A 12,116-nucleotide genomic window follows, 5' to 3' on the forward strand; every position below is an offset into this window, starting at 1 on the left:
CTCAGGATCCGCCGCCGCGCAGAGTGAGGGCGATGTCGGTGAGCATGTCCTCCTGCCCGCCCACGAGCCGGCGCCGTCCGGCCTCGACGAGGATGTCCCGGGTGTCGACGCCGTAGAGCAGGGCCGCCTGCTCCGCGTGGCGCAGGAAGCTGCCGTACACGCCCGCGTAGCCGATCGTGAGTGTCTCGCGGTCGACGCGCACCGGGCGGTCCTGCAGGGGGCGGGCGAGGTCGTCCGCCGCGTCCTGCAAGGCGAACAGGTCGCAACCGGTCTCCCACTCGCGGAGGTTGGCGACCGCGACGAAGGGCTCGATCGGCACGTTGCCCGCCGCCGCGCCCTGTCCGGCGAGCGAGGCGTCGACGCGGACGGCGCCCTCCTCCACCGCGGCGAGGGAGTTGGCGACCGAGAGGGAGAGGTTCTCGTGGGCGTGGATGCCGATCTGGGTCTCGGGGGCGAGAACGTCGCGGTAGGCACGGACACGTGCCCTGACGTCCTCGACCGTCAGCCGTCCGGCGGAGTCGGTGATGTACACGCAGTGCGCACCGTAGGACTCCATGAGCCGTGCCTGGGCGGCGAGTTCGGCCGGGTCGACCATGTGGCTCATCATCAGGAAGCCCGCCACGTCCATCCCGAGCTCGCGCGCCTCGGCGATGTGCTGCGCCGCGACGTCCGCCTCGGTGCAGTGCGTGGCGACCCGGACCGAGCGCACCCCGAGCTCGTAGGCCTTGCGCAGCTCGGTCACCGTGCCGACACCCGGGAGCAGGAGCGTGGTGATGGTCGCGCGGCTGCTGTTCGCGACCGCGGCCTCGATCCACTCCCAGTCGGTGTTGCTGCCGGGCCCGTAGTTCAGGCTCGCCCCGGCCAGGCCGTCGCCGTGACTGACCTCGATGGCCGCGACGCCGGCCGCGTCGAGCGCGGCGACGATCCGGCCGACCTGCTCGGGGGTGATCCGGTGCCGGATGGCGTGCATGCCGTCCCGGAGTGTGACGTCCTGGACGTAGATCCGCTTGTTGGTCTTCGTCATGCCGCCCTCCGCGTCACGCGCTCGGCGATCTTCTCCGCGACCCGCTGGGCGGCAGACGTCATGATGTCGAGGTTCCCGGCGTACGCGGGCAGATAGTGCGCCGCGCCCTCGACCTCCAGGAACACGGACACCTTGGTGTCGACGGGCCCGGGCCGGTCCGGCAGCAGCGTCGTGACCTCGCCCGCCTCTACGGGCGTGAACTGCACGTCCTGTACGAGCCGGTAGCCGGGCACGTAGGCCGCCACCTCGGCGACCATCCGCTCGATCGAGGCCCGCACCTTGTCGTGGTCGGCCCCGCCGATCAGGCAGAACACCGTGTCCCGCATGATCAGCGGCGGCTCGGCCGGATTGAGGACGATGATCGCCTTGCCGCGCCGGGCGCCGCCCACGCCCTCGATCGCGCGGGCCGTGGTCTCGGTGAACTCGTCGATGTTGGCCCGGGTGCCCGGACCCGCCGAGCGCGACGCCACCGAGGCGACGATCTCCGCGTACGGCACGTCGGTCACCTGGGAGACCGCCGCGACGATCGGGATGGTGGCCTGACCGCCGCAGGTGACCATGTTGATGTTCGGGGCGTCGAGGTGCTCCTCCAGGTTCACCGGGGGGATCACATACGGCCCGAGCGCCGCGGGGGTCAGGTCCACGAGCCGTCGGCCATGGGGCGCGAGCAGCCGCGCGTTGGCCTCGTGGGCGGCCGCGCTGGTGGCGTCGAGCACGATCTGTACGTCCTTGAACTGATCCATCCCGATCAGTCCGGCCACCCCGTCCGAGGTCGTCGCGACCTTCATCCGGGAGGCTCGGGCAAGGCCGTCGGAGGCGGGGTCGATCCCCACCATCGCGAGTACCTCGAGGTTCGGTGAGGTCCGTTTGATTTTGATGAGCAGGTCGGTCCCGATGTTGCCGGAGCCGACGATCGCCACTCCCACGCGATCTGTCATCCGTCGTCCTTTCCTGCCCGCCCTGCGGGTCCTGGGTTGTGCGAGAAGTGCGCGGTGACCGTGCCCAGCGGCTCGATGGACACCTCGAAGACATCGCCCGGCTCGGCCGTCACCATCGGTCCGAGGGCGCCCGAGAGCACCAAGTCCCCTGAGCGCAAGGGGGATCCGAACTCGATGGCGGTCCGCGCGAGCCAGGTCAGGGCATGCAGCGGATCGCCGAGGCAGTCCTGGCCGGTGCCCTTGGAGACCACCTCGCCGCCCCGCCGCATCACCATCCGGACCTGCGCCGGCTCGAACTCGTCCAGGGGACGGCCGTGGTCCCCGATCACGAAGACCCCGGACGAGGCGTTGTCGGCGACGGTGTCCGTGATGCCGATCCGCCAGTTCTCGATCCGGCTGTCGACGATCTCCACGGCGGGATAGGCCAGATGGACCGCCGCGCGCACCTCGGTGGGGTCGGACGCGTCGGGGATGTCGCGTCCGAGGAGGAAGGCGACCTCGCCCTCCGCCTTGGGCTGCAACAGACGCTGGTAGGGGACGAGCTCGCCGTCCGCGTACCGCATATCGTCAAAGAGTACACCGAAATCGGGTCGGTCGACCCCGATCTGTGATTGCACCGCCGCGGAGGTCAGCCCGATCTTGCGGCCGATGAGCCGGGCTCCGGCGGCCAGCCGGCGCTCGGTCGTGACCTGCTGGACCGCGTACGCGAGAGCGATGTCGCTCGGGCCGATCAGGTCGGCCACCGGGCGGCAGGCCACGCCCGAACTGCTGGCCTGCACCAGGCGGTTGGCCGCGGCGGTCACCGACGGCGCCGCGGCGGCTTCGTCCGTCTTCATGGCCCTCATGATGCTCTTCGATTCGAAAAATGAGTACCCCTAATATGCATTGACACTGGTCTCGGGTGCGGCCACCATCCGTGCAAGTGCTCGTTGGCGGTCGGCGGCGTCGCTCTGGGGCGGAGCGGGAGACGTCGTCGTTTCGGTGCGCCTGGTGCGCACCTTGGGACAGCCGCCGTCAATTCGCGGTGCAGCGAGGCCGTTTCACTCATGCGTCGGTGAAGTCCACTCAATGGTGGCGTCGACGCGTATCTGGGACTCCCCTGCCGCCCTGCTGCGAACCAACGAGGAGGTCAAAGATGACGCTCAAGGACGAGAACGGGCGGACGCCCGTCCAACGGCGAGGCAAATCGGCGGAATCGGCGGAATCGGCGGAAGAGGTCTACGACGTTGTCTTCGTAGGATCGGGTGGTGGCCTGGTAGGCGCCTATGTGGCGGCGTCGCGCGGACTGCGCACCCTTGTCCTGGAGAAGACCGACCGGGTCGGCGGCACCGTCGCCTACTCGGGTGGCGGCGTGTGGTACCCCGGCTCGGCCCCGCTGCGTCGGGCGGGCATCGAGGACGACACCGACCACGCCAGGACCTATCTGCGTGACATCGTCGCCGACCGCTCCCGGGAGCGGCTGCAGGACGCGTATCTGCAGGCGGGCCCTCAACTCATCGACGAGCTGGAGCAGAACGAGTGGTTCCAGTCGTTCGTGTACGGGCCCGTGCCGGACTACTTCTCGTGGCGCCCGGGCGGGACGACCGCGGGGCGGACGATCTTCCCGCCGGAACTGCCCGCCGAGCGGCTCGGCGAGCGCGCGGATCTCGTCCGCGACTCCCTTTATACCGAGCGGTGGTGGAACACGGAGCCGGGGCCGGCCCTCACCGGTGGCCGTGCGCTCATCGGGCGGGCCCTCGGGGCGTTCCTGGACACGGGCAACGGAACGCTCAAGCTGAACACCGCACTGCACAGCCTCGTCGTGGAGGACGGCAGGGTCGTCGGCGTCGACGCGGTGAGCGAGGGCCGGCCGGTCCGCTTCCGCGCCGAGCGTGGCGTGATCCTGGCGGCGGGCGGTTTCGAGCGCGACCGTGAACTGCGTGAGAAGCACCAGCCGGCGGCTCAGGGCGGCCAGTGGTCCAACGGCGCCCCCGCCAACACCGGCGACGCCCTGAAGGCGGGCATCGCGATCGGCGCCGACACCGACCTGCTCGACGAGGCCTGGTACGTGCCCGGCCTCGTCCAGCCCGACGGCCTGCCGTTCTTCCACACCGGCACCCGCGGCGGGATCTGGGTCAACGGCGCAGGCGAGCGTTTCGTCAACGAGACGCGCCCCTACGACCAGGCCGGACACGAGATCGCCGACCTGCACACCACCACCGGTGTCGTGCACGCGCCCTGCCACTGGATCCTCGACCAGCGCCAGATCGACCGGGACAGCTTCGGCGGCGCACCCGACCAGCCGGTTCAGGAGGAGTGGTTCACCTCAGGTGCGCTGCGCAAGGCGGACACCCTGGAGGAGGTGGCGAAGCTCATCGACGTACCGTTCGAGGCGCTGCGGCAGACCGTCGAGCGGTACAACGTCCTCGCGCACAGCGGTGTCGACGAGGACTTCCACCGCGGCGAGACCGCGTGGGACCAGATGTTCCACCACAGCGTCGGCTTCCCCGCGGGACCCAACTACCTGGTGCCGCCCACCACGGACTGGCCGAACCCCCTGCTGATGCCCCTGGACACCCCGCCGTACTACATCGCGACCGTCGCCCTGTCCGACATCGGCACCAAGGGCGGCCTCAAGACCGACGAGCACGCGCGTGTCCTGCGCCCGGACGGCAGTGCGATCCCGGGCCTGTACGCGAGCGGCAACACCGCGGCCCCGATGTCGGGACGCGTCTACCCGGGTGCCGGAACGCCGATCGGATCGAGCATGGTCTTCGCCTACCTGGCGGTGCTCGACCTCGTCGGCGCGTCGCAGTGACCCAAGCATCTGCCACCCCGTACGAGATCAAAGGAGATCCGTCATGGAACCCGCCCGGTACATGAGACTGCAACGCGCCTCCGCCTGGTGCGGATTCGTCCTGCTCGCCGGATTCATCATCGCCTACCTGGTCGGCAACCTTCTCACGCCCATGGACCCGACGTGGAGCGCCAAGGAGGTCGTCACCTTCCTTCAGGACAACCAGACGGGGATCCTCGCCTGTGTCGCGATCATGGTCCTGACCGTTCCGTTCGAGTACCCCTTCGTCGTCGTGACCAGCCTGCAGATGCGCAGGATCGAGGGCGGGTGGGGGATTCTGTCCATGACCCAGGCCCTCACCGGTGTCGTGGCCCCGATCGGGTTCTTCTTCCCGCTGGCGATCCTGGCCGCCGCGGCCTTCCGCCCCGAGGCCCACTCCCCCGACGTGCTGCTGGCGATGACCGACACGTTCAACCTCATGCTGGTGGGCAACGCCTGCATCTTCGTCCTGCAGGTCTGGTCGATCGGCTACGCGGCGCTCATCGACCGCCGCAGCCGGCCGATCTTCCCTCGGTGGTTCGGCTGGCTGAACATGGTGCTGGGGGTCTTCCTCATCCCCGGAGCCTTCGTCTTCCTCACCAAGACCGGTCCGTTCGCGTGGAACGGAGTGCTCGCAGAAATGATTCCCACGGTGGTGTACTTCATCTGGAAGGTGGCCACCCCGGCCCTGCTGCTGCGCGCGGTCAAGCACGAGGAGGCTGAGGTCGCCCAGGAGAAGGCCGGGCGGGGGGATGAGGCCCAACTGGCCACTTCGTAAGAGCTGTTGGGCCTCTGCTCCGGTCGGCTTGGATCAGGCCCGGCGCAGCAGCATCGCCCCGGACGGCACCCCTCCCCCCGAGGTCACCACCGCGACACGGGCGTCCTGCACCTGGCGCCCGTGGGCCGCGCCGCGCAGTTGCAGCATGGCCTCGCGGACGAATCCGTACCCGTGCAGGCGGCCGGCTGAGAGCTGGCCGCCGTGCGGGTTGAGGGGGAGGTCGCCGTCCAGGGCGATCGTCTTGCCCCCGGCGATGAAGTCGGTCGCCTCGCCGGGGCCGCAGAAGCCGAGGCCCTCCATCCAGGACAGGGCGTTGAACGTGAAGCCGTCGTAGAGCAGGGCGACGTCGACATCGGCCGGGGTGAGGTCGGTGCGGGTCCACACATGGGCGGAGGGGCCGAACGCCTGGGGGGTGTGGGTCAGCGTGTCCTGGTCCCAGCTCAGCCGCTCCAGGATCGCCGAGCCCACCGCCTCGACCAGGACGGGAGGCCGGGGCCGGTCCGCCGCGGTCTCGCGCGCGGAGACGACGACGGCCACCGCGCCGTCGCACGGTACGTCGCAGTCGTAGAGGCCGAACGGCGTGGTGACCGTGCGGGCCGCGAAGTAGTCGTCCAGCGTGAGCGGTTCGCGGTACAGGGCCTCGGGGTTGCGTACCGCTCCCGCTCGCGCCGTGACGGCGATGGCGCCCAGGGCCTCCCGCCCCACGCCGTAACGGTGCATGTAGTGCGAGGCGTTGCAGCCGATCCACTGCGCGGCCGACATCGCCCCGAAGGGCGCCCGCCACTCGTACATGCCGGTGGCCCGGCCGCCGTCCGTCTGCCACTGGCCGGAGCGCACCAGGGCGGTGTGCGAGGACTCCCAGACCGTACGGAAGCACAGCACGTGCCGGCACAGTCCGGAGGCGACGGCGAGCATCCCCGCGGTGATCGATCCGATCTGGCCGGGCACCTCGCTGCCTCCGTTGACCCAGGTGGGCCGCAGCTGAAGGGCCTCGCACAGTGCCGTGATCCCGCCTTCGCTGAGGCCGCTGGGGGACACGGCGGGGTAGGTGGACAGGCCGTCGATCTCGTCCAGTTCGAGGCCCGCGTCCTCTACCGCGGCCAGGCACGCGTCCACGGTCAGTGACACCGGGTCGACCATGAGCCGCCGGCCCACGCGGGACTGCCCGACCCCGGTGAGGGCGACCGCGTCCTCGTACTTGCGCTCCGTGGCCATGGGCCGCAGGGCGGTGCGGACGGCGCGGGGCTCGGGCAGCGGACCCGGTCCTTCGGCGGCCTCCGCCTCCCGGTCCGGCTCGAACAGCGGCACGTACAGATCGTCGTGCTGCTCGAAGCGCACCCGTACCCGCATCCCGATGTGCACCTCGTCCGGTTCGCACCCGACGATGTTCGTCGTCAGGCGGGCCCGGTCGTCCTCGGCGAGCGCGACGACGGCCACCACGTACGGCGGCGGGAACGACGGCAGCCAGGCCTGTTCGTTGACGCTGAACCCGACCACGATCGCCTTGCCGGAGGTGGGCGCGAGCCCCACCGAGCGGCTGCGGCACGACGGGCAGACGGGCAGCGGTGGGTGGAAGTACCGCGCGCAGTCCGCGCACCGGGAGATCCGCAGGACGCCGTCGGCGCCGGATAGCCAGAACTCGGCGCTGGAGAGCGTCGGTTGAGGCAGGGGGCGGGAGGCTTGAACCTCGGGCATGGGGTGTCCTCTCATGCAGATAGGTGGCCGTAATAGGGGTTGGTGGCGGTCCGTTGATGGTGAACTCACGCAAGGCGCGCACAAAAGGTATACGCAATTAAAGGCCTGTTGTAGAGTCCGGACCCGGCGCATCTCTCCGAGGAAGGGGCGCGACGATGCCGTTGCAGCCATGGATGAAACTGCTGTCCACCGATGACCACCTGATCGAGCCGCCACGGTTGTGGTCGGACCGTCTGCCCGCGAAGTACCGGGAGGCGGGACCACGGATCGTGGAGCAGCCGCGGGGCGAGGGCGAGGCCCCGGCCGAGGTCTGGACGTACGAGGGCCGCATCTATCCGTACATCGGACTGAACGCGGTGGCGGGCAAGAGCCCCGAGGAGTTCGGCATGGAGCCGACCCGCTACGACGAGATGATCCCGGGCTGTTACGACCCGAAGGCCCGTCTGCGGGACATGGATCTCGACGGGGTGTGGGGGGCGCTGTGCTTCCCGTCCTTCCCGCGCTTCGCAGGCACGGTGTTCCTGGAGGGGCAGGACCCCGAGCTCGCCCGTCTGTGCGTGCAGGCGTGGAACGACTTCGTGCTCGACGAATGGTGTGCCGCGGGGCCCGACCGGCTCATCCCGCTGGCGATCCTGCCGCTGTGGGACGTGCAGGCGTGCGTCGCCGAGATCCACCGGACCGCCGCCAAGGGGGCCAAGGCGGTCTCGTTCCCGGAGAACCCGGCTCCGCTGGGCCTCCCGTCGTTCCACACCGACCACTGGGACCCGGTGTTCTCGGCGCTGGAAGAGACCGACATGCCGCTGTGCCTGCACTTCGGCACCTCGGGCAAGCCGCCGAAGACCGCTGAGGAGGCGCCGTTCGCGGTGACGATCGCGCTGTTCGGCTGCAACTCCATGTTCGCCACCGCCGACCTGCTCTTCTCACCCGTGCTGCACAAGCACCCGAAGCTGAAGATCGGCCTGTCCGAGGGCGGCATCGGCTGGATCCCGTATCTGCTGGAGCGCAGCGACGGCACCTGGGAGCGGCACCGCTTCTACCAGAACATCAACCAGAGCGTGCGGCCCTCGGAGCTGTTCAACAGGCACTTCCACGGCTGCTTCATCGACGACCGGTTCGGCGTGGACGTACGCCACCACATCGGAATCGACAAGATCACCTGGGAGTGCGACTACCCGCACTCCGACTCGTACTGGCCCAAGAGCCGCGCGTACGCGGCCGAAGTTCTCGCGGACGTACCGGATGACGAGGTGCACCAGATCGTGGAGCTGAACACCCGGCGCCTCTACAACTTCCCCGCATGAGCCGCCGGCCGGAGTCCGAGCGGTCGGACTGGACGGATCTGGACCTGCTGACGCGCGACGAGGCCGCGGGCCGGCTGCGCGCGGAGATCTCCGAGACGCAGGAGCGCCTGGCAGGGGCCGACGACGCGGAGCGCGCGCTGCTGGAAGCCCGGCTGCGCGCCCTGCGCGAGGCGGCGGACGAACTGGCCGCCCCCTGACGGGTGTGACCGGTGATCTTTCACGAATGGAGGCTGACATGGGGCGAGTTGACGGCAAGGTCGCGCTGATCACCGGGGCGGCCCGCGGGCAGGGGCGCTCCCACGCCGTGCGCTTGGCGGAGGAGGGAGCGGACGTCGTCGTCACCGATGTCTGCCACGACATCAGCGACGCGCTGCCCTACCCCTTGGCGACCAAGGAAGAACTCGAGGAGACGGCCGAGTTGGTCAGGGCGACGGGCCGGCGGTGCGTCGCCGTCGAGGCCGACGTCCGGTTCTTCGCCGAGATACGGTCCGCCGTCGACGCGGCGACATCAGAGTTCGGGCGGCTCGACGTGGTCGTCGCCAACGCCGGTGTGATGAGCTCCGGCCGCGCCTGGCAACTGTCCGAAGAGGCCTGGGACGTCGTCGTCGACGTCAACCTCAAGGGCGCCTGGAACACGGTGCGCGCCGCCGCCCCCGGCATGATCGACGCGGGGGACGGCGGATCGATCGTCATCACCAGCTCGGCTGCCGGTATCCGTGGGCACGTTCCCTACGCCCACTACGTGGCCAGCAAACACGGTGTCGTCGGCCTGATGAAGGCGCTGTCCAACGAACTCGCCCCGCACCGGATCCGGGTCAACACCGTGCACCCCACCGGGGTCAGCGACACCGGGATCACCGTCGGTGAGCCGGTGGAGGAACTCGCCGAGCGCGAGCCGCTGTTCGCCCTTGCCGCCATGAACCCGCTCGCGCCCTACGTCGAGCCGCGGGACGTGTCGAACGCCGTCCTGTTCCTGGCGTCGGACGAGGCGCGCTATGTCACGGGCCTGCAGTTCACCGTCGACGCGGGCTCGACGAACAAGCCGTAGCGACGCCTCACACCTTACGGAGCGCAGATGAGCGCAGTGCGAACGATCGGATTCCTCGGAGCCGGGCACATCGGCGAGCCGATGGTGGAGCGCCTCCTCGCGGCCGGTCACCCGGTACGTGTGTACGCGCGCCGGTCCGAGGTCTGTGGCCGCCTGTCCGCCGCGGGCGCCGAACTCGTTGGCGCCGCACGGGACCTCGCAGCCTGCGACGCCGTCGTCAGCTGTCTCTACGACGACGCCCAGATGCTCGACGTGCTGCCCGAGGTCGTCGCGGTTCTGGGCCCGCACACGGTGCTGCTCTCGCACACCACCGGCGCGCCGGCGACGCTGGACCGCCTGGACGGGTACGCGCCCGGCGGACGGGCGGCGATCGTCGACGCCGCGTTCAGCGGGACGGCCGAGGCGGTCCGGGCCGGACGCCTCACCGTCTTCCTCGGAGGGGAACCGGCCCACGTGGCGGCGGCGCGTCAGGTCGTGGCCGCCTACGCCGACCCCGTCGTGGCGACCGGCCCCCGTGGCTCCGCGCTGCGCGTCAAGCTGCTCAACAACCTGCTGTTCGCCGCGATCAGCCAGGTGACCCTGCGCGGGCTCGCGGCCGGCCGCGCGATGGGCGTAGCGCAGGACACCCTGCTTCAGGCCCTCGCGGTCAGCAGCGGGGGGAGTACGGCGGGATCGTACATCGCGGCCCGCGGCGGGGCCGAGCGGTATGCCGACGCCGTGGCCCCGTTCCTCGCCAAGGACCTGGCGGCCTGTCGCGACACGGCGGCCGAAGCCGGAGTGGACCTCGCCCCGTTGCTGGACGCGGCGCATGACGGGCCGATGGACCTCGGAGAGATCACCACCATCGAGAGCCATCGACAGTCATGACAGTCATGACAGCTGTCGAGAGCACCGAGAACCATGGAGAAAGGAGTGAGTCGGTGAAGATCACCATTGACAAGAACCTGTGCTCCGGACACGCGCGGTGCGCGGCCGCCGCCCCGGAGCTGATCGAACTCGACGACAGCGGCTACGCCCTGCCCCTCGACGGGGAGGTCCCGCCGGAACAGGAACAGGCGGCCCGTGAGGGTGCGTGGGCCTGCCCCGAGCGGGCCATCACCGTCGAGTGACGTACGACGACTCACTTATGGATTCACCTACGCAGCATGGAGGTTGACGCAGTGCACCGACCGATGGAGGGCGTACGGGTCCTGGAGGTGGCGCAGTTCACCTTCGTACCGGCGGCGGGTGCGGTGCTCGCCGACTGGGGCGCCGACGTCATCAAGATCGAGCACGCCGAGCGGGGCGACGCCCAGCGCGGTCTGGTGCGCGTGCTCGGGCAGGAGGCGATGAGCAAGGGGTCGTCCTTCTTCCCGATCATGGAGGGGCCCAACCGCGGCAAGCGCAGCATCGGCGTCGCCCTCGAAAAGCCGTCCTCGCGGCGGGTGTTGGAGGAGCTCGTTCGCTCCAGTGACGTGTTCCTCACGAACTTCCTGCCGGGCGCGCGGGCCAAGCTCAAGATCGACGTCGAGGACATCAGGGCCATCAACCCCGACATCATCTACGTACGGGGAAGCGGCTTCGGCGCCCGTGGACCGGAACGCGACAAGGGCGGTTACGACAGCACCGCCTTCTGGGCGCGAGGCGGCAGCGCGGCCGGAGTGACCCCGCCCGGGGCGGACCGGATGACGCGGATGCCGGCGGGCGCGTACGGCGACTCGATGGGCGGGATGACCATCGCCGGCGGCATCGCCGCGGCGCTGTTCCAGCGCCAGCGCACCGGTGAGCCGTCCGTCATCGACGTGTCACTGCTCGGCGTGGGCGCGTGGGCCACCCAGTATCTGGTGAACCGGGCCCTGATGGTGGGCGGCCCGCTGCCCGTGCAGGAGCACCCCAAGCACGGCTCGGCCACCAACCCGCTGATCGGCGCCTACCGGACCGCCGACGACCGGTGGCTGGAGTTCTCGATGCTCCAACCGGGCCGGTACTGGCCGGAGTTCTGCCGGGTCGTCGGCCGGGAGGACCTCGCCTCCGACGAACGCTTCGACAGCACCGAGAAGATCATGGCCAACGCCGCCGAAGCCGCGGACATCGTCGCCGAGATCATCCGGCAGCGGCCGTTCGCCGAGTGGACCGAGATCCTCGCGCGGGGGGAGGGGCAGTGGGCCGCCGTACAGAACCCCTGGGAAGTCGGCCAGGACCCGTCCTTGCGGGCGAACGGCCTGATCGCCCAGATCGTGGACGCGGACGGCAGGGAACGTGAACTCGTCGCCAATCCGGTCCAGTTCGACCAGACCCCGGCGTCACTCACCCGGGCGCCGCAGTTCGCCGAGCACACGGACGAGGTGCTGCGCGACATCGGCCTGAGCGACGAGGAGTTGCTCCAGCTGAAGATCGACGGTGCGGTGACCTGACCCACCCTGGCAGGCCGATGCCTGCCACCCCGGCAGGCCGACGCCTGCGCTCGTCCCTCATCTCAGGCGGCACTCGCGGCGGCGGGCTTCGGCCTGCCTCCCCATGTCGCCGACCGCCGCGAGT

12 protein-coding genes are annotated in these 12,116 nt (G+C 70.1%); 8 read left to right on the forward strand and 4 right to left on the reverse strand.

Features of this window, described 5'->3' with window-relative positions; all coding sequences use genetic code 11:
- Position 1: 1 nt before the first annotated feature.
- Genes dmpG through ACWD4J_RS11430 form a run of 3 tightly spaced genes read right to left on the reverse strand, consistent with a single transcriptional unit; the run spans position 2 to position 2,798 of the window.
- A complete protein-coding gene (dmpG, locus tag ACWD4J_RS11420; RefSeq protein WP_451395107.1) occupies positions 2 to 1,024 on the reverse strand; it encodes a 4-hydroxy-2-oxovalerate aldolase in 1,023 nt (340 codons plus the stop codon).
- Entirely contained in the window at positions 1,021 to 1,962 is a 942-nt protein-coding gene (locus ACWD4J_RS11425; RefSeq protein ID WP_451395108.1) for an acetaldehyde dehydrogenase (acetylating), read from the reverse strand. Before ACWD4J_RS11425 ends, dmpG begins: the two co-directional genes overlap by 4 nt.
- The gene (locus tag ACWD4J_RS11430; RefSeq protein ID WP_451395109.1) at positions 1,959 to 2,798 is read right to left on the reverse strand and encodes a 2-keto-4-pentenoate hydratase; all 840 of its coding nucleotides are present in this window, start codon (positions 2,796 to 2,798) and stop codon (positions 1,959 to 1,961) included. Before ACWD4J_RS11430 ends, ACWD4J_RS11425 begins: the two co-directional genes overlap by 4 nt.
- A 299-nt stretch (positions 2,799 to 3,097) precedes the next feature.
- Here ACWD4J_RS11430 and ACWD4J_RS11435 point away from each other — a divergent pair, with 299 nt between their 5' ends.
- Together ACWD4J_RS11435 and ACWD4J_RS11440 are read left to right on the forward strand one after the other, a co-directional pair.
- On the forward strand, positions 3,098 to 4,759 hold the full coding sequence (locus tag ACWD4J_RS11435) for an FAD-binding protein (RefSeq protein ID WP_451395110.1): 1,662 nt from the start codon (positions 3,098 to 3,100) through the stop codon (positions 4,757 to 4,759).
- Positions 4,760 to 4,802: 43 nt separating this feature from the next.
- On the forward strand, positions 4,803 to 5,555 hold the full coding sequence (locus ACWD4J_RS11440) for a hypothetical protein (protein WP_451395111.1): 753 nt from the start codon (positions 4,803 to 4,805) through the stop codon (positions 5,553 to 5,555).
- Positions 5,556 to 5,588: 33 nt separating this feature from the next.
- Here the strand turns inward: ACWD4J_RS11440 and ACWD4J_RS11445 are convergent, their stop codons facing one another.
- The gene (locus tag ACWD4J_RS11445) at positions 5,589 to 7,250 is read right to left on the reverse strand and encodes a thiolase C-terminal domain-containing protein (protein ID WP_451395112.1); all 1,662 of its coding nucleotides are present in this window, start codon (positions 7,248 to 7,250) and stop codon (positions 5,589 to 5,591) included.
- 155 nt (positions 7,251 to 7,405) lie between these two features.
- Between ACWD4J_RS11445 and ACWD4J_RS11450 the strand changes: the two genes are divergently transcribed.
- Genes ACWD4J_RS11450 through ACWD4J_RS11475 form a run of 6 tightly spaced genes read left to right on the forward strand, consistent with a single transcriptional unit; the run spans position 7,406 to position 11,992 of the window.
- Positions 7,406 to 8,551, forward strand: coding sequence for an amidohydrolase family protein (locus ACWD4J_RS11450; protein WP_451395113.1), 1,146 nt, complete (start codon positions 7,406 to 7,408; stop codon positions 8,549 to 8,551).
- Positions 8,548 to 8,748 (forward strand): hypothetical protein, encoded by a 201-nt coding sequence (locus tag ACWD4J_RS11455; protein ID WP_351146647.1) that lies wholly within the window; start codon positions 8,548 to 8,550, stop codon positions 8,746 to 8,748. Before ACWD4J_RS11450 ends, ACWD4J_RS11455 begins: the two co-directional genes overlap by 4 nt.
- Before the next feature lie 38 nt (positions 8,749 to 8,786).
- The gene (locus ACWD4J_RS11460) at positions 8,787 to 9,599 is read left to right on the forward strand and encodes a mycofactocin-coupled SDR family oxidoreductase (RefSeq protein ID WP_451395114.1); all 813 of its coding nucleotides are present in this window, start codon (positions 8,787 to 8,789) and stop codon (positions 9,597 to 9,599) included.
- Between the two features lie 27 nt (positions 9,600 to 9,626).
- Positions 9,627 to 10,466, forward strand: a complete 840-nt coding sequence (locus tag ACWD4J_RS11465; RefSeq protein WP_451395115.1) for an NAD(P)-dependent oxidoreductase — start codon at positions 9,627 to 9,629, stop codon at positions 10,464 to 10,466.
- Positions 10,467 to 10,519: 53 nt separating this feature from the next.
- Positions 10,520 to 10,708, forward strand: coding sequence for a ferredoxin (locus tag ACWD4J_RS11470; RefSeq protein ID WP_451395116.1), 189 nt, complete (start codon positions 10,520 to 10,522; stop codon positions 10,706 to 10,708).
- 36 nt (positions 10,709 to 10,744) lie between these two features.
- The gene (locus ACWD4J_RS11475; protein ID WP_451395117.1) at positions 10,745 to 11,992 is read left to right on the forward strand and encodes a CaiB/BaiF CoA transferase family protein; all 1,248 of its coding nucleotides are present in this window, start codon (positions 10,745 to 10,747) and stop codon (positions 11,990 to 11,992) included.
- Positions 11,993 to 12,116: the final 124 nt, after the last annotated feature.

The organism is Streptomyces sp. NPDC002577, from assembly GCF_053594815.1.

What these genes read in the sequence shown, in the direction of transcription:
- ACWD4J_RS11460 (WP_451395114.1), top strand. Translation starts at nt 8,787, where the DNA reads ATGGGGCGAGTTGACGGCAAGGTCGCGCTGATCACCGGGGCGGCCCGC.
- ACWD4J_RS11465 (WP_451395115.1), top strand. Translation starts at nt 9,627, where the DNA reads ATGAGCGCAGTGCGAACGATCGGATTCCTCGGAGCCGGGCACATCGGC.
- dmpG (WP_451395107.1), bottom strand. Translation starts at nt 1,024, where the DNA reads ATGACGAAGACCAACAAGCGGATCTACGTCCAGGACGTCACACTCCGG.
- ACWD4J_RS11425 (WP_451395108.1), bottom strand. Translation starts at nt 1,962, where the DNA reads ATGACAGATCGCGTGGGAGTGGCGATCGTCGGCTCCGGCAACATCGGG.
- ACWD4J_RS11430 (WP_451395109.1), bottom strand. Translation starts at nt 2,798, where the DNA reads ATGAAGACGGACGAAGCCGCCGCGGCGCCGTCGGTGACCGCCGCGGCC.
- ACWD4J_RS11455 (WP_351146647.1), top strand. Translation starts at nt 8,548, where the DNA reads ATGAGCCGCCGGCCGGAGTCCGAGCGGTCGGACTGGACGGATCTGGAC.
- ACWD4J_RS11475 (WP_451395117.1), top strand. Translation starts at nt 10,745, where the DNA reads ATGGAGGTTGACGCAGTGCACCGACCGATGGAGGGCGTACGGGTCCTG.
- ACWD4J_RS11445 (WP_451395112.1), bottom strand. Translation starts at nt 7,250, where the DNA reads ATGCCCGAGGTTCAAGCCTCCCGCCCCCTGCCTCAACCGACGCTCTCC.
- ACWD4J_RS11440 (WP_451395111.1), top strand. Translation starts at nt 4,803, where the DNA reads ATGGAACCCGCCCGGTACATGAGACTGCAACGCGCCTCCGCCTGGTGC.
- ACWD4J_RS11435 (WP_451395110.1), top strand. Translation starts at nt 3,098, where the DNA reads ATGACGCTCAAGGACGAGAACGGGCGGACGCCCGTCCAACGGCGAGGC.
- ACWD4J_RS11450 (WP_451395113.1), top strand. Translation starts at nt 7,406, where the DNA reads ATGCCGTTGCAGCCATGGATGAAACTGCTGTCCACCGATGACCACCTG.